Raw genomic sequence first — 20,645 nt, 5'->3', positions numbered from 1 at the left:
CCGTGAACGACACCTCCTTTTCCTCGCCTCAATCCATCACCGCCCGCTATCAAGCCCTGGTCACGTCGGGCGCCATCGAGCGCGATCCGGCGCAGGTGGCCCTGCTCAAGCGGCTGGAAACGCTCGCCGAGAGCCTCGCCAACCATCGTCTCGCCCGCAAGCCCAGCGCGCTCGGCTGGCTGTTCGGCAAGAAAAGCGCGGAGAAGACGCCCAGGGGGCTCTACGTCTGGGGCTCGGTCGGGCGCGGCAAGACCATGCTGATGGACCTGTTCTTCGAGGCGCTGCCCGTTCGGCGCAAGCGCCGGGTCCATTTCCATGCCTTCATGGCCGATGTGCATGGGCGCATCCACGATTACAGGCAGAAGCTGAAAAGCGGCAAGGTCACGGGCGACGACCCCATCGCACCCGTGGCGGAGGCCCTGGCCCAGGAGGCCTGGGTGCTCTGCTTCGACGAGTTCACCGTCACGGACATCGCCGACGCCATGATCCTCGGGCGCCTGTTCACGGCGCTTTTCGCCCATGGGGTCGTGGTGGTCGCTACCTCCAATGTCGAACCGGACCGGCTCTACGAGGGCGGTCTCAACCGCTCGCTCTTCCTGCCCTTCATCGGATTGCTGCAGGAGCGGATGGCGGTGGTGAAGCTCGACTCCCGCACGGATTTCCGGCTCGAGAAGCTCGCGGGCAGCCCGGTCTTCTATGCGCCGGCGGACAACCACGCCCACCTCGCGCTCACCCGCGCCTTCAAGAGCCTGACGGGCCGCGAGAGCGGCAAGCCCGTCACCCTGACCGTCAAGGGGCATCCTGTCGAGGTGCCGCAGGCGGCGGGCGGCGTGGCGCGCTTCTCCTTCGCGGATCTCTGCTCCAAGCCGCTCGGCGCGGCCGACTACCTGGCGGTAGCCGAGGAGTTCCACACGGTCGTTCTCGAAAACATCCCGGTCATGTCCTTCGAGCGGCGCAATGAGGCCAAGCGCTTCATCATGCTCATCGATGCCCTCTACGATGCCCATGTGAAGCTCCTCGCCTCCGCCGAGGCCGAGGTGCTCGCGCTCTATCACGCCGACAGCGGTCGCGAGGCTTTCGAATTCGACCGCACGGTGTCGCGCCTCATCGAGATGCGGTCCGAGGAATACCTGTCCCTGCCGCATGGGCGGGAGGAACTCGGCAGTTCCACGGGACTGGTCGAGACGTAAGCAGACATCAGCCGAGCAACAGGCTGGCGATGAGGGCAAGGACGGTCAGGCCCATGAGGCCCGTCGCGCCCCAGCCGACCCAGGCGAGCCAGGTCTTTACCGTGTAGTCGCCCAACACGCGCTTGCTGGTGACGATGCCCATCATCAGGGCCATGATCGGGGCGGCCGCGATGCCGTTGATGACGGCGCTCCATAGAAGGAGCTTGATGGGATCGATGCGCGTGAGTGCCAGAAGAATGCCGAGGCACGTGGCGCCGCCGAGGATCAAGTAGAAGCCGCGCGCCTTCATCACAGTCAGTTCGAGGCTGCTGCGCCACCCGAAGGCATCGGCCACCGCATAGGCGGCGGACCCTGCGAGAACCGGCACGGCCAGCAATCCCGTTCCGATGATCCCCGCCGCGAAAACGAAGAAGGTGAAGGGGCCCGCGATGGGGCGAAGCGCCTCGGCTGCCTGCGAGGCCGTCTGGATATCGGTGACGCCGCTTTTGTGCAGGGTGGCGGCCGTCGTGACGATAATGAAGAAGGCGACGAGGTTGGAAAACGCCATTCCGATCCAGGTGTCGATGCTGATCCCTTTCAGCCGGGCCTGCGCCCGTTGAGGCGAGTGCCTGAAGCTGTTGCTGTGCTTCAGCCTGTCTTCCTCAACCTCCTCGGCGGCCTGCCAGAAGAAGAGATAGGGGCTGATGGTGGTGCCGAGAATGGCGACGACGAGGAACCAGTAATCCGTCCCGGAAGAGAAATGAGGGACGAACGTCGCCGCGAAAACCTCTCTCCAAGGCACATCGATGCTGAAGGCTGCCGCCACATAGGCGAAGAGCGCGAGGGTCAGACCCTTGAGGTAAGGCGCATAGCGCCGGTAGGAGACGAAGACCTCGAACATGAGGCAGAAGAGCCCGAAGGCGGCGGCATAGACATGGGGAGGGCCGCCGGTCAGCATCTGCATGGCTTCGCCCATGGCGGCCAGGTCCGCCGCGATGTTGATAGCGTTCGCGACGCAGAGCAGGGCGATCAGCCCGAGCACGAGAGGGCGCGGATAGATAACCAGGGCATTGGCCGTGATCCCGCGTCCCGTAACCGCGCCGATGCGAGCGCTGATGATCTGGATGGCGGTCATGAAGGGCGTCGTCAGGAACACCGTCCACAGCAGGCCGAAGCCCGTCTGGGCGCCGGCCTGAGAGTAAGTGGCGATCCCGCTCGGGTCGTCATCCGCCGCACCCGTGATCAGGCCCGGACCCAGAAGGTTGAACAAGGATCGACGATGTCTCGACACGGGTTTCGTCACGACGGGCCCTGGGGTGCGGATGACCGGGAGCCCGACCAGTAGGGGCGATGGGACCCCAGTCCGTCAAGCGGATGCGTTCTGGCCCGTCCTCCTCTCTTCATGTTAACGAGGCTCCTGACCGATCCCGCTTCACCCGAGGGCTCCTCGGACCGGATGCCATGAAGAACGTACGCCATACCATGCCGGTGGAGACGAGGCTCCTCGCCATTGCGGCCGATGAGCTGCGCCGCCACGGCCCCCGGCACATCACCGTGGTGGGCATCGCCGATGCGGCCGGCATGACCCACGCCAATGTCTACCGCTACTTCGCCAACAAGGCGGCCCTCATCGACGCGGTGGCCGGGCAATGGCTGCGGCGGATGGAGGCGACCATCGCGGATATCGCGGATTCCCCCGATCCCGCCGACGACAAGCTGGAGCGCGTGATCCAAGCCTGGGCGCGGATCCATCGGGATCTTCTCAAGGAAGACCGGAACCTCTTCGACGTCTATTGCTCGGCCACCGAGACCTCCCGGCCGCTCATTCGGAAGCACCGGTCCCGGATGCGGCTGCTGATCGACCGGGTGCTGGACGAGGGCATCGCAACCGCCAAGTTCGACCCCCGCGACCGGGAGAAAGCACACGCTTTCGTCACGGATTCCGTCTATCGCTTCATCAATCCCCTGACGGTCCGGCTGGACGCGGAGGTGCCTGAGGACATCCTCGACCAGCGGCTCGCGACCATGATCCGGGTCATCTTGAGGGCGCTGGCCAATGGAAGCGTGTAGCGTCAGTTACAAAATTTGGAATTTGTAACACAAAAATTCCGATGGTCTAAAAGCGTTCAAGTTCCTGTAATAACGAAGTATTTTAGAACTGTTAAGCTTGCCGAGACTTTCCCTGTGGCGGAAAGCCCTGCCTGTTAACCTTTTGGTCGCTTGATGGCGGCCCATCTCTCATGGCAAACAGCGCCACCTCAAAAAGGCGGCGCCTCAAATAAGGCTTTTGCCAAAACCCAAGGACAGACCATGGCCCGGAAAAAGATCGCGCTCATCGGTGCAGGCCAGATCGGCGGAACCCTCGCCCATCTCGTCGGCTTGAAGGAACTCGGCGACGTCGTGCTCTTCGACATCGCGGAAGGCATCCCGCAGGGCAAAGGTCTCGACATCGCCGAATCCGCGCCGGTCGATGGGTTCGATGCCAAGTACAAGGGCGCGAACGATTACGCGGCCATCGAAGGCGCCGACGTGATCATCGTGACCGCCGGCGTGCCGCGCAAGCCGGGCATGAGCCGCGACGATCTGATCGGCATCAACCTGAAGGTCATGGAAGCGGTCGGCAACGGCATCAAGCAATATGCCCCGAACGCCTTCGTCATCTGCATCACCAACCCGCTCGACGCCATGGTGTGGGCGCTCCAGAAGTTCTCCGGCCTGCCGCAGAACAAGATCGTCGGCATGGCCGGCGTGCTGGACTCGGCCCGCTTCCGCCACTTCCTGGCCGAAGAGTTCAACGTGTCGGTGGAGGACGTGACCGCCTTCGTGCTCGGCGGCCACGGCGACGACATGGTGCCGCTGGTGCGCTACTCCACCGTTGCCGGCGTTCCGCTGCCCGACCTCGTGAAGATGGGCTGGACCTCGCAGGAGAAGCTCGACGCTATGGTCGAGCGCACCCGCAAGGGCGGCGGTGAGATCGTCAACCTGCTCAAGACCGGCTCCGCCTTCTACGCTCCGGCCGCCTCCGCCATCGCCATGGCCGAGAGCTACCTCAAGGACAAGAAGCGCGTCCTGCCCTGCGCGGCCTATCTCAACGGCCAGTACGGCGTGAAGGACATGTTCGTGGGCGTTCCGATCGTGATCGGCGAGAACGGCGTCGAGCGCATCGTCGAGGTCGAGTTCTCGGCCGACGAGAAGGCCATGTTCGAGAAGTCCGTCGCCTCCGTGCAGGGCCTCGTCGACGCCTGCAAGCAGATCAACGCGACCCTCGCTTAATCATCGAACGTGTTGGCCGGCTCCGTGCCGGCCATCCACGTCTTCAACCGCTGACGCGGAGAGAAACGAATGAACATCCATGAATATCAAGGCAAAGCGGTCCTGAAGGAATTCGGCCTGCCTGTCTCCCGCGGCAAGGCCATCTTCTCCGCCGACGAGGCGGAAGCCGCGGCACAAGAACTCGGCGGTCCGCTCTGGGTCGTGAAGTCCCAGATCCACGCGGGCGGTCGCGGCAAGGGCAAGTTCAAGGAAGCCGCCGCCGGCGAGAAGGGCGGCGTACGCCTCGCCAAGTCCATCGACGAGGTCAAGGAGTTTGCCAAGCAGATGCTCGGCAACACCCTGGTGACGATCCAGACGGGCGAAGCCGGCAAGCAGGTCAACCGCCTCTACATCGAGGACGGCTCCGACATCGACACCGAACTCTACCTGTCCATGCTGGTCGACCGCGCCACGGGCCAGGTTGCCTTCGTCGTCTCGACGGAAGGCGGTATGGACATCGAGCAGGTCGCCCACGACACCCCTGAGAAGATCCTCACCTTCTCGGTCGATCCGGCCACCGGCGTGATGCCCCACCACGGCCGCACGGTCGCCAAGGCGCTCGGCCTGAAGGGCGCGCTCGCCAAGGAAGCCGAGGACCTGGTGACCAAGCTCTACACGGCCTTCATCGCGAAGGACATGGAGATGCTGGAGATCAACCCGCTGATCATCACCAAGGACCAGCACCTCAAGTGCCTGGACGCCAAGATCTCCTTCGACGGCAACGCCCTCTATCGTCATCCCGACATCGTCGCGCTGCGTGACATCACGGAAGAGGACGAGAAGGAAATCGAGGCCTCCAAGTACGACCTCGCCTATATCGCCCTCGACGGCACCATCGGCTGCATGGTCAACGGCGCCGGCCTCGCCATGGCGACGCTCGACATCATCAAGCTCTACGGCGAAGAGCCGGCGAACTTCCTCGATGTCGGCGGTGGCGCTTCCGAGGAGAAGGTGACGGCGGCGTTCAAGATCATCACGGCCGATCCGAACGTGAAGGGCATTCTGGTCAACATCTTCGGCGGCATCATGAAGTGCGATGTCATTGCCCGCGGCGTGATCGCGGCCGTGAAGGCCGTCGGCCTGCAGGTTCCGCTGGTGGTGCGCCTCGAAGGCACCAACGTGGAAGAGGGCAAGCAGATCATCCGCGAATCCGGCCTCAACGTGATCCCGGCGGACGACCTCGACGACGCCGCCCAGAAGATCGTGAACGCGGTTCGCAAGGCTTAAGGCTCGAAGCGGCATACAGCGATGGCTCTGGATCTGATACTCGAAACAGCGACTTGGCTCCTCAAAGACGATGGCGGCCAACGTAGTGTTTCGCGTGCTGTGAAAAAGATCTGGCTGTATGCCGTGGTTTTGATCGTTGTCGGCGCTGTACTAATTTGCCTGCTGGGTAGCTTAAGCGGCTATCTCGATGCACCAGGCGGCACAAGGCATGTCCTCGCATTGGCGGCGGGCCTGTTCTGCATCGCTACCGTGACGGCCGGCGTTCTACTCCTGATCTCATTACTCATTCAGAAACTTGGATCGACCCTCGGTCGAGTTACAGGAAACACGAATGTCCATCCTGATTGACAAGAATACCAAGGTCATCTGCCAGGGCTTCACCGGCAAGAACGGGACCTTCCATTCCGAGCAGGCCATCGTCTACGGGACCAAGATGGTCGGCGGCACCTCGCCGGGCAAAGGCGGCTCCACGCACCTGAACCTGCCCGTGTTCGACACGGTCATGGAAGCGCGCGAGAAGACCGGCGCCGACGCCTCGGTCGTGTACGTTCCGCCCCCGGGCGCGGCGGACGCCATCTGCGAGGCAATCCAGGCAGAGATCCCGCTCATCGTCTGCATCACGGAAGGCATCCCGGTGCTCGACATGGTGCGCGTGAAGCGCGCCCTCGTCGGCTCCAAGTCGCGCCTCATCGGGCCGAACTGCCCCGGCATCGTGACCGCCGGCGAGTCGAAGATCGGCATCATGCCGGCCAACATCTTCAAGCCCGGCTCGGTCGGCATCGTGTCGCGTTCCGGCACGCTCACCTATGAGGCCGTGTTCCAGACCACCAATGAAGGCCTCGGCCAGACGACGGCGGTCGGCATCGGCGGCGATCCGGTGAAGGGCACCGAATTCATCGAGATGCTCGACATGTTCCTGTCCGACCCCAAGACCGAGTCGATCGTCATGATCGGCGAGATCGGCGGTTCGGCCGAGGAAGAGGCGGCCGAGTTCATCGCCCGCGAGGCCAAGAAGGGCCGCAAGAAGCCGATGGTCGGGTTCATCGCCGGCCGCACGGCTCCTCCCGGACGCCGCATGGGCCATGCCGGCGCCATCATCTCCGGCGGCAAGGGCGGTGCCGAGGACAAGATCGCCGCCATGGAGGCCGCGGGCATCCGCGTCTCCCCGTCGCCGGCCCGCCTCGGCAAGACCCTGGTCGAGGTTCTCAAGGGTCGATAACGAACAGGCCGCCCCGACGATGGGGCGGCCAAACAGCTTTTTGGATTGTAGGTTGCCATGGCACGCCAAGACGCCAACGAAAACTTCCTGAACACCGCTTTCCTCTATGGGGCCAACGCGTCCTATATCGAGGAGCTCCAGGCCCGCTACGAGAAGGATCCCGGCTCGGTCGACGCCGAGTGGCAGGCCTTCTTCGGTGCCTTAAGGGACGACAAGCAGGCTGTCGAGAAGGCGGCCAACGGCCCCTCCTGGGAAAAGCCGAACTGGCCGATCCATGCCAACGGCGAATTGATCTCCGCCCTCGACGGCAACTGGGCCCAGGTCGAGAAGGCGGTGGGCGACAAGATCAAGGCGAAGGCTCAAGACAAGGGCGCCGAGATCAGCGAGATCGACGTGCAGCAGGCGACTCGCGATTCCATTCGCGCCATCATGCTGATCCGCGCCTACCGGGTGCGCGGCCACCTGCATGCGAAGCTAGATCCGCTCGGCATCAATCCGCGTCCGAACGACCAGGAACTGCATCCGTCCCATTACGGCTTCACGGAAGCCGACTGGGACCGCAAGATCTTTCTCGACAACGTGCTCGGCATGGAATTCGGCACGATCCGCGAGATCGTGGCGATCCTGGAGCGCACCTACTGCCAGACGCTCGGCGTCGAATTCATGCACATCTCCGACCCCGTCGAGAAGGCCTGGATTCAGGAGCGCATCGAAGGTCCCGATAAGGAGATCACCTTCACCAAGGAAGGCAAGCGCGCCATCCTCAACAAGCTCGTCGAGGCGGAAGGGTTCGAGAAGTTCCTGGATGTCCGCTACACGGGCACCAAGCGCTTCGGCCTCGACGGCGGCGAGTCGCTGATCCCGGCCCTCGAGCAGATCATCAAGCGCGGCGGCAATCTCGGTGTGCAGGAGATCGTGTTCGGCATGGCCCATCGCGGCCGCCTCAACGTGCTGACACAAGTGATGGGCAAGCCGCACAGGGCCCTGTTCCACGAGTTCAAGGGCGGCTCCTTCGCGCCCGACGACGTGGAAGGCTCGGGCGACGTGAAGTACCACCTCGGCGCTTCCTCGGACCGCACCTTCGACGGCAACAACGTCCACCTGTCGCTGACCGCCAACCCGTCACACCTCGAGATCGTCGATCCCGTCGTGCTCGGCAAGGTCCGCGCCAAGCAGGACCAGCACGGCTGCACGCCCGACAACCGCACGGCCGTGATGCCGCTGCTCATCCACGGTGACGCCGCTTTTGCCGGCCAGGGCGTGGTGGCGGAGTGCCTCGGCTTGTCCGGCCTGCGCGGTCACCGCACCGGTGGCTCGATCCACTTCATCATCAACAACCAGATCGGCTTTACCACCGATCCGCGCTTCTCGCGCTCCTCGCCCTATCCGTCGGACGTGGCCAAGATGGTCGAGGCGCCGATCTTCCACGTGAACGGCGATGATCCGGAAGCCGTCGTGTTCGCCGCCAAGGTGGCGGCTGAATATCGCCAGCGGTTCCAGAAGCCCGTTGTCATCGACATGTTCTGCTACCGCCGCTTCGGCCACAACGAGGGCGACGAGCCGGCCTTCACCCAGCCGCTCATGTACCGCAAGATCCGGTCGCACCCGGCGATCGTCGAGCTCTATTCCAAGAAGCTCGTCGAGGAAGGCGTCGTCACCGAGGCCGAGGTCGAGGAGATGAAGTCGAGCTGGCGCTCGAAGCTCGATGCCGAGTTCGACATCGCGTCCAACTACAAGCCCAACAAGGCCGATTGGCTCGACGGGCGCTGGTCGGGTCTCAAGGCGGTCCGCGAGGACCAGGACGATCCGCGTCGCGGCCAGACCGGATTGTCGTCCGAGACCCTGCAGCAGATCGGCAAGGCGCTCACCACGGTGCCGGAGGGCTTCCACGTCCACCGCACGATCCAGCGCTTCCTCGACAACCGCAAGAAGATGCTGGAGACCGGCGAAGGTCTCGATTGGGCCATGGCCGAGGCGCTCGCCTTCGGCTCGCTCCTGCTCGAAGGCCATCGCGTGCGCCTCTCCGGCCAGGACGTCGAGCGCGGCACCTTCTCGCAGCGCCACTCGGTCCTCACCGACCAGGAGAACGAGGAGCGCTACACCAACCTCAACCACATCAGCGAGAACCAGGCCCGCTACGAGGTCATCAACTCGATGCTGTCGGAAGAGGCGGTGCTCGGCTTCGAATACGGCTACACCCTTTCGGAGCCCAACGCCCTGACCCTGTGGGAGGCGCAGTTCGGCGACTTCGCCAACGGCGCCCAAGTGGTGTTCGACCAGTTCATCTCCTCGGGTGAGCGCAAGTGGCTGCGCATGTCGGGCCTCGTCTGCTTGCTGCCTCACGGCTACGAGGGCCAGGGTCCGGAGCATTCCTCCGCCCGCCTGGAGCGCTTCCTGCAGATGTGCGCCGAGGACAACATGCAGGTTGGCTACTGCTCGACGCCCGCCAACTACTTCCACATCCTGCGCCGCCAGCTGAAGCGCGACTTCCGCAAGCCGCTGATCCTGATGACGCCGAAATCCCTGCTGCGCCACAAGCGCTGCACGTCCGGCCTCGCCGACATCTCGGAGGGAACCTCCTTCCACCGCGTCCTGCGCGACAGCGCCCAGGGTGCGTCCGAGGGCATCAAGCTGGTGAAGGACGACAAGATCCGGCGCGTGGTGATCTGCACGGGCAAGGTCTACTACGACCTGCTCGAGGAGCGCGAGAAGCGGGGCATCGACGATGTCTATCTGCTTCGCGTCGAGCAGCTCTATCCGTTCCCGGCCAAGTCCGTGGCGGCCGAGCTGTCCCGCTTCAAGAAGGCCGACGTGGTGTGGTGCCAGGAAGAGCCCAAGAACATGGGCTCCTGGATGTTCGTCGAGCCCTATCTCGAATGGGTGCTCAAGACGGCCGGCTCCAAGGTGGATCGTCCGCGCTATGTGGGCCGCCCCGCCTCGGCGGCCACCGCGACCGGCCTCATGTCCAAGCATACGGCCCAATTGCAGGCCTTCCTCGACGAGGCTTTCGCGGCTTGATCGCCGCGAAAGTTCTCTCCCCATTCCGAGGGGCCTAACCTCAAGCCCCGCAAGACCCAAAGACGACCATGGCAACCGAAATCCGCGTACCCACCCTTGGCGAATCCGTGTCAGAGGCCACCATCGGCCGCTGGTTCAAGAAGCCCGGCGATCCCGTGAAGGCCGACGAGCCCGTGCTCGAGCTCGAGACCGACAAGGTCACGCTCGAGGTCAACGCTCCCGCGAGCGGCACGCTCGGCGACATCGTGGCCAAGGACGGCGAGACGGTGACCCCCGGCGCGGTGCTCGGCTCCATCGTCGAGGGCGGCGCAGCCGCTGCTCCCGCGGCCGCTCCGAAAGCGGAAGCCCCCAAGGCTGCTCCGGCCCCTGCCGCCGCTCCCGCTCCTGCCCCCGCAGCGGCCGCCCCCGGCGCCGCCAAGGATCACGGCCCGGCGGTCGCCCGTCTCGCGGCCGAGAGCGGCGTGAGCCCGGCGGGCGTCGCCGGCTCCGGTAAGGACGGCCGCGTGACCAAGGGCGACATGCTCGCCGCCATCGCCACGGGCGGCGCTTCGGCGGCAGCGCCCGCGGCTCCGGTCCAGGTCCGCGCTCCCTCGGCTCCCGTCGATGCGGAGCGTGAAGAGCGCGTGAAGATGACGAAGCTTCGTCAGACCATCGCGCGCCGCTTGAAGGATGCGCAGAACAGCGCCGCCATGCTCACCACGTTCAACGACGTGGACATGAGCGCGGTTATGAACCTGCGCAGCCAGTACAAGGACGTGTTCGAGAAGAAGCACGGCACCAAGCTCGGCTTCATGGGCTTCTTCACCAAGGCGGTGATCCAGGCGCTCAAGGACGTTCCGGCGGTGAATGCCGAGATCGACGGCCAGGACCTCGTCTACAAGAACTACTACCACATCGGCATTGCGGTCGGCACTGAGAAGGGCCTCGTGGTTCCCGTGGTGCGCGATGCGGACGATCTCTCGGTCGCCGGCATCGAGAAGAAGATCGCCGATTTCGGCCGCCGCGCCCGCGACGGCAAGCTCTCCATCGACGAGATGCAGGGCGGCACCTTCACGATCACCAATGGCGGCATCTACGGCTCGCTCATGTCGACGCCGATCCTCAACGCGCCGCAATCGGGCATCCTCGGCATGCACCGCATCGAGGAGCGTCCGGTGGTCCGAAACGGCCAGATCGTCGTGCGTCCGATGATGTATCTCGCGCTCTCCTACGATCACCGGATCGTCGACGGCAAGGAAGCCGTGACCTTCCTCGTGCGGGTCAAGGACGCGCTGGAAGATCCGGCCCGTCTGGTTCTGGACCTGTAATCGCAACACTTCGTCATGCCCGGCCTCGTGCCGGGCATCCACGCCTTTCGAGCCGGGCGGCTACCCCAAGACGTGGGTGGCCGCGACAAGCCCGGCCATGACGTTCAAGGGGATCACTCCCATGTCCTACGATGTTATCGTCATCGGCACCGGCCCCGGCGGCTACGTGGCCGCCATCCGGGCCGCGCAGCTCGGTCTGAAGACCGCCGTCGTCGAGAAGCGCAAGACCCATGGCGGCACCTGCCTCAACGTGGGCTGCATTCCCTCCAAGGCCCTGCTGCACGCCTCGCACATGTTCGAGGAAGCGCGGGATCACTTCGCTGGTCTCGGCATCGGCGTGTCGATGCCGACCCTCGATCTCAAGACCATGCAGTCCTTCAAGCAGGAAGGCGTCGACGGCAACACCAAGGGCGTCGAGTTCCTGCTCAAGAAGAACAAGATCGACGCCTTCATCGGCACCGCGCGCATCGCGGCTCCCGGCCAGGTCGAAGTGACCGCCGAGGACGGCTCGAACCAGGTGCTCGAGACGAAGAACATCATCATCGCCACGGGCTCGGACGTGACGCGCCTGCCCGGCATCGAGATTGACGAGAAAATCGTGGTCTCGTCCACGGGCGCGCTCGAACTCGAGAGCGTGCCGAAGCGCCTCGTGGTCATCGGCGCCGGCGTGATCGGCCTGGAGCTCGGTTCCGTGTGGCGTCGCCTCGGCTCCGAGGTGACGGTGGTGGAATATCTCGACCGCATCCTGCCCGGCATGGACGGCGAGGTCGCCAAGAACTTCCAGCGCATCCTCTCCAAGCAGGGCTTCCAGTTCAAGCTCGGCTCCAAGGTCACCAAGGTGGAGAACACCGGCAAGGGCGCGACGCTCACCTTCGAGCCCGCTGCTGGCGGCGCGGCTGAGACCATCGAGGCTGACGTGGTGCTCGTCGCCATCGGTCGCGTGCCCTACACGCAGGGCCTGGGCCTCGACCACGTGGGCGTCCAGCTCGACAGTCGCGGCCGCATCCAGACGGACGCGCATTTCTCCACCAACGTCACCGGCATCTATGCGATCGGCGATGTGATCGCCGGCCCCATGCTCGCCCACAAGGCCGAGGACGAGGGTGTCGCGGTGGCGGAGATCATCGCCGGCAAGGCGGGCCACGTGAACTACGACGTGATCCCGAGCGTGGTCTACACGTTCCCCGAGGTCGCCTCCATCGGCAAGACCGAGGAAGAACTGAAGGCCGCGGGCGTCACCTACAATGTCGGCAAGTTCCCCTTCACGGCCAATGGCCGCGCCAAGGTGAACCGCACCACGGACGGCTTCGTGAAGATCCTGGCCGATGCGACCACCGACAAGGTGCTCGGCGTGCACATCATCGGCCCTGAAGCGGGCAACCTCATCCACGAGGCGGCGATCACCATGGAATTCGGTGGATCCTCCGAGGACATGGCCCGCACCTGCCACGCGCATCCGACGCTCGCGGAAGCTGTGAAGGAAGCGGCTTTGGCGGTGGAGAAGCGCGCCATCCATATGTAACATGGATTCATGGCAAAGCTTCACTTCATCTACTCGGTAATGAATGCAGGCAAGACGACCCATCTCCTGCAGGTCCGATACAACTACATCGAGAACGGCGGCCATGTGCTGCTGTTCACGAGCTTGATCGACGACCGCTTCGGCGTCGGCAAGGTGAAGTCGCGCATCGGCCTCGAGGCCGATGCGATCCCGCTGCGCAAGGACGAGGATATCGCCGCCTACGTGGCGGCGGAGCATGCCCGGAAGAAGGTGACAGTCATCCTCATCGACGAAGTCCAGTTCATGACGGCCGAACAGGTCCGCCAGCTGGCCTGGATCGTCGACGAGCTGAAGATCCCCGTCATGGCCTATGGGCTGAAGAACAACGTCTACGGCACCCTGTTCAGCGACGCCATCGTGACCATGATGGCGCTGGCCGAGGACTTTCAGGAGATCAAGCAGCTCTGCCATTGCGGCCGCAAGGCCACGATGATCTTGAAATACGACCGCAACGGCGAGGCCGTGCGCTCGGGCGAAGTGGTGGAGATCGGCGGCGAGGGCCGCTACGTGTCCGTCTGCCGCCCTCATTGGACGAAGGGCGACATCGGCCCCGCAGCGCGCCAGCTCCTGGCGCATTCCATCGCGGCCGAGTAACCCGCGATCCTCCGCCGTCATGGCCGGCCTTATGCCGGCCATGACGCTTCTGTGAGCCACTGCGCTTGTCCAATCGAGATCACCGACACATGGCCGGGAATGACACGTGGAAAGCTACTTCACCCTGGCCCTCGGATGCGCCGCGTTGAAGGCGTCCATCAATCGTGCCGCATCGACCTTCGTGTAGAGCTGGGTCGTCGAGAGGGAGGCGTGGCCCAGGAGTTCCTGGATGCCGCGCAGGTCGCCGCCCTTGGCGAGAAGATGGGTCGCGAAGGAATGGCGCAGAGCATGAGGCGTGGCGCTGTCCGGCAGACCCAGCGCCCCACGCAGTTCCTCGACGGCGAGCTGAATGATGCGGGGCGAGAGCGGGCCGCCCCGTGCTCCGACGAAGAGTGGGCCTTCTGGCGGAACCGCGTAGGGGCAGAGCTGCAGGTATTCCTCGACCGCGCGCTGGATCGGCGGAATGACCGGCACGCTGCGCATCTTGCCGCCCTTGCCGGTCACCGTGACCGCGTCGATGCCGTTCACCGGGGCATCGCGCCGCTGCAGGCCGAGCGCCTCCGAGATGCGCAGGCCTGCCCCGTAAAGGAGGGAAAGAACCGCGGCGTCGCGGGCGAGGATCCAGGGCTTACGGTCCTCCGACGCCCGCGTGTCGGCGCTGGTCACCGCGACGGCCGAGGCGGCGGAGAGAGGGCGCGGCAGGTTCTTGTCCACCTTCGGGGTGCGAATCGCCGCGAAAGCCGAGGCCGTGCCGTGGCCCTCCCGCTCCAAGTGGCGGGCAAAGGAGCGCAGGGCCGCGAGTTGGCGCATGAGCGAGCGGCTTCCGACCGAATCCATCCGCCGGGCCGCCAGGAACGACCGGATGTCCATCGGCTTCAGGCTCAAGATGCCCTTGACGCTCGGCGGCTCGCCGAGATGGTTCGTGAGAAAGGCCAGGAATTGGCGCAGATCCCGCCCATAGGCCTCGACGGTCTTGGCCGAAAGCCTTCGTTCCTTGGCGAGCGAAGCAAGCCAGGCCATCGCCTCCCGGCGGGTATCGTCCGTGCCGGGAAGGACCAGATCGAGAACATTTTGTGTGGCGCTGCTTGACATGAGTCCCATTTATGCAAGGGCAGGACCCTAACATTCACAGGTTAACTCCTTATCGATGACAAGCCGCATCGCCGATGTCCTCATCCCGCTGGCGCTGGACACGGCCTATTCCTATGCCGTGCCGGAGGGCCTCGCCGTCGAGGAGGGCGATGTCGTGCAGGTGCCCCTCTCCAACCGTGAGGTGGCCGGGGTCGTCTGGGGGATGCGGGACGGGCAGGGGGGCAACCTCAAGAAGGTGACCGGCGTGATCGACGCGCCGAACCTGTCGCCTAGGATGCGCAAGTTCCTGGACTGGATCGCCTGGTACACCCTGGCGCCCAAGGGCTCGGCCCTCGCCATGGGGCTGAAGATCCCGGATCCGGACCGTCAGGAGGTCGTCCGCGTCGGTGTGAAGCTCGCAGGAGCCCTGCCGAAGCGCATGACGCCCGCGCGGCAGAAGGTCATGGAGATCGCCCAGGATGGAGCCGTGCGGCTCAAAAGCGAGCTGGCCCATGCGGCTGGTGTCAGTGCGGGCGTGGTCAATGGCCTCATCGACGAGGGCGTCCTGGAGACCGTGGCGCTCTTGGCCGAGCCGGTGGCCGAGATGCCCGATCCCGCCTTCGGTCATACAGCGCTCTCCGACGGCCAGCAGGTGGCAGCCGAGGAGCTTGTTGCCGCCATGGGCGAGGAGCATGCTCCCGTGATCCTGCTCGAAGGCGTCACGGGCTCCGGCAAGACGGAAGTCTATTTCGAGGCGGTGGCCGAAACCGTGCGGAATGGCCGGCAGGCGCTGATCCTCATGCCGGAAATCGCGCTGACGGCCCAGTTCCTCGACCGCTTCGCTGCCCGATTCGGCGTGAAGCCGGCCACCTGGCACTCCGGCGTCACGGGCCGGAAGCGGGAGCGGCTCTATGCGGCCATCGCGGCGAACGAGGTGAAGGTGGTGGCGGGCGCCCGCTCGGCCCTGTTCCTGCCTTACGCGGATCTCGGCCTCATCATCGTCGATGAGGAGCACGAGACCGCCTACAAGCAGGACGATGGCGTCCATTACCATGCCCGCGACATGGCGGTGGTGCGCGGCAAGATCGAGAACGCCCCCGTGGTGCTGGCCTCCGCCACGCCTTCCATTGAAAGCAGGGTCAATGTGGAGCGCGGGCGCTACCGCCATGTGAAGCTGCCCGAGCGGTTCGGGGGGCGCTCCATGCCGCAGATCCGGGCCGTGGACCTGCGCAAGGAGGCCGTGCCCAAGGGCCGCTGGCTCTCGCCGACCCTGGTGGCGGCCGTGGAGGATACGGTCGCCCGGGGCGAGCAGGCGCTGCTCTTCCTCAACCGGCGAGGTTATGCGCCGCTCACCCTCTGCCGGGCCTGCGCCCATCGGTACGAATGCCCGAACTGCTCGTCCTGGCTGGTGGAGCACCGCTTCCGGCGCTCCCTGGTCTGCCACCATTGCGGCCATGTGGAACGGACCCCGCACGCCTGCGTGGAATGCGGCACCGTCGATTCGCTGGTGCCCTGCGGGCCGGGCGTCGAGCGAATCGCCGAGGAGGCCTCCGAGCTTTTTCCGGACAAGCGCTGCATCGTCCTGTCGAGCGATTTTCCCGGTGGCACGGAGCGACTGCGGGCGGAGCTGGCGGCGATCGCGGCGGGCGAGTTCGACATCGTCATCGGCACCCAGCTCGTGGCCAAGGGGCATAACTTCCCGCTCATGACCCTGGTAGGCGTTCTCGACGCCGATATCGGCCTCACGTCCGGCGATCCGCGCGCCGCCGAGCGCACGTTCCAGATGCTCCAGCAGGTCACCGGCCGGGCCGGGCGTGGCGAGAAGCCGGGCCGGGCGCTCGTCCAGACCTGGCAGCCCGACCATCCGGTGATCGCGGCGCTCATCTCCGGCGACGCCGAACGCTTCTACGAGGAGGAGACCCGCGTCCGCGAGATGGCCGGCCTGCCTCCCTTCGGACGGCTCGCCTCCCTGATCGTTTCGGCGGCCGAGCGCGAGGCGGCGGAGGCCCATGCCCGCGCCATGGCCCTCGTGGCCGAACCGCCGCCCGGCGTCACGGTGCTGGGCCCGGCCGAGGCGCCCCTCGCCCTGATCCGCGGCCGCTATCGCTTCCGACTCCTGGTGAAGACCGAGCGGGAGGTGGATCTCCAGGCCTACCTGAGGGGTTGGATGGCCCGATGCCCGAAGATCCGCGGCAACACCCGCGTGTCCATCGACGTGGATCCGCAGAGCTTTTTGTGATCAAGAGAACACCAACAGCAAGACAAGGCCCCATGACCAAGATCGTCCACTGCATCCGCCACGGCCAATCGACCTTCAACGCCCACTACGCCGAGCATGGCGAGGATCCCGGGCATATCGACGCGCGCCTGACCGAGCTCGGCCTGCGGCAGGTAGCCGAGCGGGCGCCCGAGCTGCGCCCGAACCCTTATGAACTTATCGTGACCTCGCCGCTGACCCGGGCCATCCAGACCACCATGGGCCTGTTCGGCGACCATCCGGCCCGGCCGGCCATTCTGGTGGAATGCCTCCACCGGGAGCACCTGGAGAGCAGCTGCGACGTCGGCAGCGCCGTCTCGCACCTGTCGCGGGAGTTCCCCCACCTGTCCTTCGATCATCTTGACGAGGTCTGGTGGCACAACGAGGGCGAAATCAACGAGAGAGGCTTCGTCTATGAGCCGGCCCACGTCTTCGAGGAGCGGGTCGAGCGGTTCCGCGGCTGGCTCGCGGAGCGGCCGGAGACGATGATCGCCGTGGTGGGACACGGCACCTTCTTCAGCAGGCTCACCGGCCGGTTCCTCGCCAATTGCGAGGTCGCCACCCTGGAGCTTTAGGACCTTTCCGGCGGCATGCGGCCGAAAATGCCGTACGGAGAAGGAGGGCTGCTTCCACCGAGGGGAGGCGGCTCTGGCGCTTTACCTTAATCGGCAACCCGGTTTTTTCCAGGCAAGACAGGGCCTAGCTCGCCTTGCGCCTCAGAAAAACCCATGCTAGTGCACCCTCGCCCGGCAGGTGGATTAGGCTTCCGCCCCGGGCTCATTTCCACACCTGACGGGTTTCCCGAGCGCCTCCTGCAGGCCGTCCCGGTCCGAAGGCCCGTTAAGACACGAGAGAGACGGTTACGTGGCGCAAAGCGGTTCGCAAGAAGGACCCCTCCTGTCGGGCGTAGCATTGCGCTATGCTTCGGCGCTGTTCGAACTCGCCCGCGAAGCGAATGCCGTGGACGCCGTCGCCGGCGACTTGGCCCGCTTCGACCAGCTGATCCGCGGCAGTGACGACCTGCAGCGCCTGATCCAGAACCCCATCTTCACGGCCGAGGAGCAGTCGGCCGCGATCGGAGCCATTCTCGACAAGGCCGGCATTTCGGGCCTCGCGGGCAATTTCATCCGCCTCGTCGCCTCCAAGCGTCGCCTCTTCGCGCTTCCCGACATGATCCGCGCCTTCCAGAACCTGGTGTCCGACGCGAAGGGCATCGTCCGGGCGCAGGTCATCCTGGCGGAAGCGCCGTCCGACACCGTTCTCAACGAAATCAAGGCGGCGCTGCGCGACGTCGCCAAGGCTGACGTCTCCGTCGACGTCAAAATCGACCCGAGCCTCATCGGCGGTCTCATCGTGAAGATGGGGTCCCGCATGGTGGATGCCTCGGTGCGCACCAAACTCAATTCCATTCGTCTAGCGATGAAAGAGGTCCGCTGATGGACATTCGAGCCGCTGAGATCTCCGCGATCCTCAAAGAGCAGATCAAGAACTTCGGCACCGAGGCTGAAGTCACCGAAGTCGGGCAGGTCCTGTCCGTCGGTGACGGCATTGCTCGTTGCTATGGCCTCGACAAGGTCCAGGCCGGCGAGATGGTCGAATTCGAGAGCGGCGTGCGCGGCATGGCCCTCAACCTCGAGACCGACAACGTCGGCGTCGTGGTGTTCGGCTCCGACCGTGAGATCGCCGAAGGCCAGACCGTGAAGCGCACCGGCGCCATCGTGGACGTGCCGGTCGGCAAGGGCCTGCTCGGCCGCGTCGTCGACGCGCTCGGCAACCCCATCGACGGCAAGGGACCGATCCAGGCCACCGAGCGCCGCCGCGTGGACGTGAAGGCTCCCGGCATCATTCCGCGCAAGTCCGTGCACGAGCCGATGGCGACGGGCCTCAAGGCTATCGACGCCCTGATCCCGGTCGGCCGCGGCCAGCGCGAGCTGATCATCGGCGACCGCCAGACCGGCAAGACCGCCGTCGCGCTCGACACGATCCTGAACCAGAAGCCCCTGAACCAGGGCAACGACGAGAGCCAGAAGCTCTACTGCGTCTACGTGGCCGTCGGCCAGAAGCGCTCCACCGTTGCCCAGTTCGTGAAGGTGCTCGAGGAAAACGGCGCGCTGGAATACTCCATCGTCGTCGCCGCGACCGCGTCCGACCCGGCCCCGATGCAGTTCCTGGCGCCCTTCGCCGGCTGCGCCATGGGTGAGTTCTTCCGCGACAACGGCATGCATGCCGTGATCGTGTACGACGACCTGTCCAAGCAGGCCGTCGCCTACCGTCAGATGTCGCTGCTGCTGCGCCGTCCGCCGGGCCGCGAGGCTTACCCGGGCGACGTGTTCTACCTGCACTCCCGTCTTCTGGAGCGCGCCGCGAAGCTCAACGACAGCCAGGGCGCGGGCTCGCTCACCGCTCTGCCGGTCATCGAGACGCAGGCCAACGACGTGTCGGCCTACATCCCGACCAACGTGATCTCGATCACCGACGGCCAGATCTTCCTCGAGACGGACCTGTTCTACCAGGGCATCCGCCCGGCCGTGAACGTCGGCCTCTCGGTGTCGCGCGTGGGCTCCTCGGCCCAGACAAAGGCGATGAAGAAGGTCGCGGGCAAGATCAAGGGCGAGCTGGCTCAGTACCGCGAAATGGCGGCCTTTGCTCAGTTCGGCTCCGACCTCGACGCCACCACGCAGCGCCTGCTGAACCGCGGTTCGCGCCTGACCGAGCTCCTGAAGCAGCCGCAATTCTCGCCGCTGAAGATGGAAGAGCAGGTCGCCGTGATCTATGCCGGCGTGAACGGCTACCTCGACAACCTGCCGCTCAACCGGGTGCGCGCGTTCGAGGACGGTCTGCTCTCGCTCCTGCGCGGCAAGCACGCCGATATCCTGGAAGCCATCCGCGCTTCGAAGGACCTGTCGAGCGACTCGGAAGCGAAGCTCAAGGACGTCGTCCAGAACTACGCCAAGTCTTTCTCGTAAAGGCTTGAGTTCTCTTAAAGATCGAACCGGGATACCGGAGAGGTAGGGCTGCTCGATGCCGAGCTTGAAAGACCTTCGTAACCGCATCGCCTCGGTCAAGGCGACGCAGAAGATCACCAAGGCCATGCAGATGGTGGCCGCCGCGAAGCTGCGCCGCGCGCAGACCGCGGCGGAAGCCGCGCGTCCCTATGCGGAGCGCATGGCGGTGGTGCTCGGCAACATCGCGTCCGGCATCACCGTCGGGCCCGAAACGCCGCGTCTTCTCGCCGGCACCGGCTCCGACCGCGTTCACCTGCTGATCGTCTGTACTGCGGAGCGCGGTCTTTGCGGCGCGTTCAACTCCTCGATCGCCCGTCTCGCCCGCGACCATGCCAACCGGCTGCTCGCCGAGGGCAAGACGGTCAAGATCATCTGCGTCGGCAAGAAGGGCTACGACATCCTTCGTCGCCAGTTCGCCGAGCAGATCATCGAGCTCGTGGACCTGCGCTCCGTGCGCCAGATCGGCTTCGAGCAGGCCGACATGATCGCCCAGAAGGTGCTCGCCCGCTTCGAAGCCGGCGAGTTCGACGTGGCGACCCTGTTCTACTCGCGCTTCCGCTCGGTGATCGCCCAGATCCCGACCGCGCAGCAGATCATCCCGGCCCAGATCGAGGCCAGCGCCGGCTCCAGCGATGCGGTCTACGAGTACGAGCCCGAGGAAGGCGAGATCCTGACGACGCTCCTGCCGCGGAACCTCACCGTGCAGATCTTCCGCGCGCTGCTCGAGAATGCCGCTTCCGAACAGGGCGCCCGCATGAGCGCCATGGACAATGCGACCCGCAACGCGGGCGAGATGATCAAGAAGCAGACGATGACCTACAACCGGTCGCGTCAGGCGATGATCACCAAGGAACTGATCGAAATCATTTCAGGCGCCGAGGCGCTCTGACGAATCCGAGAGGAGC

At 65.2% G+C, this 20,645-nt stretch carries 17 protein-coding genes; 15 read left to right on the top strand and 2 right to left on the bottom strand.

All coding sequences use genetic code 11. The features are described 5' to 3' along the window. Window positions 1-2: 2 nt before the first annotated feature. On the top strand, window positions 3-1,190 hold the full coding sequence (gene zapE / locus OC446_RS08000; protein WP_262028511.1) for a cell division protein ZapE: 1,188 nt from the start codon (window positions 3-5) through the stop codon (window positions 1,188-1,190). Between the two features lie 7 nt (window positions 1,191-1,197). On the opposite strand, the gene OC446_RS07995 is transcribed toward zapE, so the two are convergent. Further along, complete coding sequence (locus OC446_RS07995; protein ID WP_262028510.1) at window positions 1,198-2,439, bottom strand: NRAMP family divalent metal transporter; 1,242 nt, start codon at window positions 2,437-2,439, stop codon at window positions 1,198-1,200. Between the two features lie 191 nt (window positions 2,440-2,630). On the opposite strand from OC446_RS07995, the gene OC446_RS07990 reads away from it, so the two are divergent. From OC446_RS07990 to OC446_RS07950, 9 genes are all read left to right on the top strand, one after another. After that, window positions 2,631-3,239, top strand: a complete 609-nt coding sequence (locus tag OC446_RS07990; RefSeq protein ID WP_262028509.1) for a TetR/AcrR family transcriptional regulator — start codon at window positions 2,631-2,633, stop codon at window positions 3,237-3,239. A 240-nt stretch (window positions 3,240-3,479) separates the two neighbouring features. After that, entirely contained in the window at window positions 3,480-4,442 is a 963-nt protein-coding gene (gene mdh, locus OC446_RS07985; RefSeq protein ID WP_181050668.1) for a malate dehydrogenase, read from the top strand. A 69-nt stretch (window positions 4,443-4,511) separates the two neighbouring features. Then, window positions 4,512-5,708, top strand: coding sequence for an ADP-forming succinate--CoA ligase subunit beta (gene sucC, locus OC446_RS07980; protein WP_262028508.1), 1,197 nt, complete (start codon window positions 4,512-4,514; stop codon window positions 5,706-5,708). 21 nt (window positions 5,709-5,729) lie between these two features. Beyond that, a complete protein-coding gene (locus tag OC446_RS07975; protein ID WP_262028507.1) occupies window positions 5,730-6,056 on the top strand; it encodes a hypothetical protein in 327 nt (108 codons plus the stop codon). Then, window positions 6,040-6,927: a succinate--CoA ligase subunit alpha gene (gene sucD / locus OC446_RS07970; RefSeq protein ID WP_262028506.1), complete on the top strand. Its 888-nt coding sequence runs from the start codon at window positions 6,040-6,042 to the stop codon at window positions 6,925-6,927. Before OC446_RS07975 ends, sucD begins: the two co-directional genes overlap by 17 nt. A gap of 57 nt (window positions 6,928-6,984) precedes the next feature. Beyond that, complete coding sequence (locus tag OC446_RS07965) at window positions 6,985-9,945, top strand: 2-oxoglutarate dehydrogenase E1 component (protein WP_262028505.1); 2,961 nt, start codon at window positions 6,985-6,987, stop codon at window positions 9,943-9,945. A 68-nt stretch (window positions 9,946-10,013) separates the two neighbouring features. Then, window positions 10,014-11,252 carry a 2-oxoglutarate dehydrogenase complex dihydrolipoyllysine-residue succinyltransferase gene (gene odhB / locus OC446_RS07960; RefSeq protein ID WP_262028504.1) on the top strand — a complete coding sequence of 413 codons (1,239 nt, stop codon included), beginning with the start codon at window positions 10,014-10,016 and terminating at the stop codon, window positions 11,250-11,252. Between the two features lie 121 nt (window positions 11,253-11,373). Next, window positions 11,374-12,774, top strand: a complete 1,401-nt coding sequence (gene lpdA, locus OC446_RS07955) for a dihydrolipoyl dehydrogenase (protein ID WP_262028503.1) — start codon at window positions 11,374-11,376, stop codon at window positions 12,772-12,774. Between the two features lie 9 nt (window positions 12,775-12,783). Further along, complete coding sequence (locus tag OC446_RS07950; protein WP_262028502.1) at window positions 12,784-13,407, top strand: thymidine kinase; 624 nt, start codon at window positions 12,784-12,786, stop codon at window positions 13,405-13,407. 114 nt (window positions 13,408-13,521) lie between these two features. Here the strand turns inward: OC446_RS07950 and OC446_RS07945 are convergent, their stop codons facing one another. Further along, a complete protein-coding gene (locus OC446_RS07945) occupies window positions 13,522-14,508 on the bottom strand; it encodes a tyrosine recombinase XerC (protein WP_410055032.1) in 987 nt (328 codons plus the stop codon). A gap of 46 nt (window positions 14,509-14,554) precedes the next feature. On the opposite strand from OC446_RS07945, the gene OC446_RS07940 reads away from it, so the two are divergent. The 5 genes from OC446_RS07940 to OC446_RS07920 all read left to right on the top strand — a co-directional run bounded on the left by OC446_RS07940 (window position 14,555) and on the right by OC446_RS07920 (window position 20,629). Continuing rightward, window positions 14,555-16,717 (top strand): primosomal protein N', encoded by a 2,163-nt coding sequence (locus OC446_RS07940; RefSeq protein WP_262028501.1) that lies wholly within the window; start codon window positions 14,555-14,557, stop codon window positions 16,715-16,717. 32 nt (window positions 16,718-16,749) lie between these two features. Next, window positions 16,750-17,310: a histidine phosphatase family protein gene (locus OC446_RS07935; RefSeq protein WP_262028500.1), complete on the top strand. Its 561-nt coding sequence runs from the start codon at window positions 16,750-16,752 to the stop codon at window positions 17,308-17,310. 289 nt (window positions 17,311-17,599) lie between these two features. Continuing rightward, window positions 17,600-18,172 carry a F0F1 ATP synthase subunit delta gene (locus OC446_RS07930; protein WP_262028499.1) on the top strand — a complete coding sequence of 191 codons (573 nt, stop codon included), beginning with the start codon at window positions 17,600-17,602 and terminating at the stop codon, window positions 18,170-18,172. Continuing rightward, a complete protein-coding gene (gene atpA / locus OC446_RS07925; RefSeq protein ID WP_009493464.1) occupies window positions 18,172-19,701 on the top strand; it encodes a F0F1 ATP synthase subunit alpha in 1,530 nt (509 codons plus the stop codon). Before OC446_RS07930 ends, atpA begins: the two co-directional genes overlap by 1 nt. A 55-nt stretch (window positions 19,702-19,756) precedes the next feature. Next, window positions 19,757-20,629, top strand: a complete 873-nt coding sequence (locus OC446_RS07920) for a F0F1 ATP synthase subunit gamma (protein ID WP_262028498.1) — start codon at window positions 19,757-19,759, stop codon at window positions 20,627-20,629. The last annotated feature ends 16 nt before the right edge of the window (window positions 20,630-20,645 follow it).

Source organism: Microvirga sp. Mcv34, from assembly GCF_024519725.1.
Lineage (GTDB): Bacteria > Pseudomonadota > Alphaproteobacteria > Rhizobiales > Beijerinckiaceae > Microvirga.
The sequence above is the reverse complement of the archived record's forward strand: the minus strand, read 5'-3'. Positions and strand labels throughout refer to the sequence as shown.

What these genes read in the sequence shown, in the direction of transcription:
- OC446_RS07990 (WP_262028509.1), top strand. Translation starts at nt 2,631, where the DNA reads ATGAAGAACGTACGCCATACCATGCCGGTGGAGACGAGGCTCCTCGCC.
- mdh (WP_181050668.1), top strand. Translation starts at nt 3,480, where the DNA reads ATGGCCCGGAAAAAGATCGCGCTCATCGGTGCAGGCCAGATCGGCGGA.
- sucC (WP_262028508.1), top strand. Translation starts at nt 4,512, where the DNA reads ATGAACATCCATGAATATCAAGGCAAAGCGGTCCTGAAGGAATTCGGC.
- OC446_RS07975 (WP_262028507.1), top strand. Translation starts at nt 5,730, where the DNA reads ATGGCTCTGGATCTGATACTCGAAACAGCGACTTGGCTCCTCAAAGAC.
- sucD (WP_262028506.1), top strand. Translation starts at nt 6,040, where the DNA reads ATGTCCATCCTGATTGACAAGAATACCAAGGTCATCTGCCAGGGCTTC.
- OC446_RS07965 (WP_262028505.1), top strand. Translation starts at nt 6,985, where the DNA reads ATGGCACGCCAAGACGCCAACGAAAACTTCCTGAACACCGCTTTCCTC.
- odhB (WP_262028504.1), top strand. Translation starts at nt 10,014, where the DNA reads ATGGCAACCGAAATCCGCGTACCCACCCTTGGCGAATCCGTGTCAGAG.
- lpdA (WP_262028503.1), top strand. Translation starts at nt 11,374, where the DNA reads ATGTCCTACGATGTTATCGTCATCGGCACCGGCCCCGGCGGCTACGTG.
- OC446_RS07950 (WP_262028502.1), top strand. Translation starts at nt 12,784, where the DNA reads ATGGCAAAGCTTCACTTCATCTACTCGGTAATGAATGCAGGCAAGACG.
- OC446_RS07945 (WP_410055032.1), bottom strand. Translation starts at nt 14,508, where the DNA reads ATGGGACTCATGTCAAGCAGCGCCACACAAAATGTTCTCGATCTGGTC.
- OC446_RS07940 (WP_262028501.1), top strand. Translation starts at nt 14,555, where the DNA reads ATGACAAGCCGCATCGCCGATGTCCTCATCCCGCTGGCGCTGGACACG.
- OC446_RS07935 (WP_262028500.1), top strand. Translation starts at nt 16,750, where the DNA reads ATGACCAAGATCGTCCACTGCATCCGCCACGGCCAATCGACCTTCAAC.
- atpA (WP_009493464.1), top strand. Translation starts at nt 18,172, where the DNA reads ATGGACATTCGAGCCGCTGAGATCTCCGCGATCCTCAAAGAGCAGATC.
- OC446_RS07920 (WP_262028498.1), top strand. Translation starts at nt 19,757, where the DNA reads ATGCCGAGCTTGAAAGACCTTCGTAACCGCATCGCCTCGGTCAAGGCG.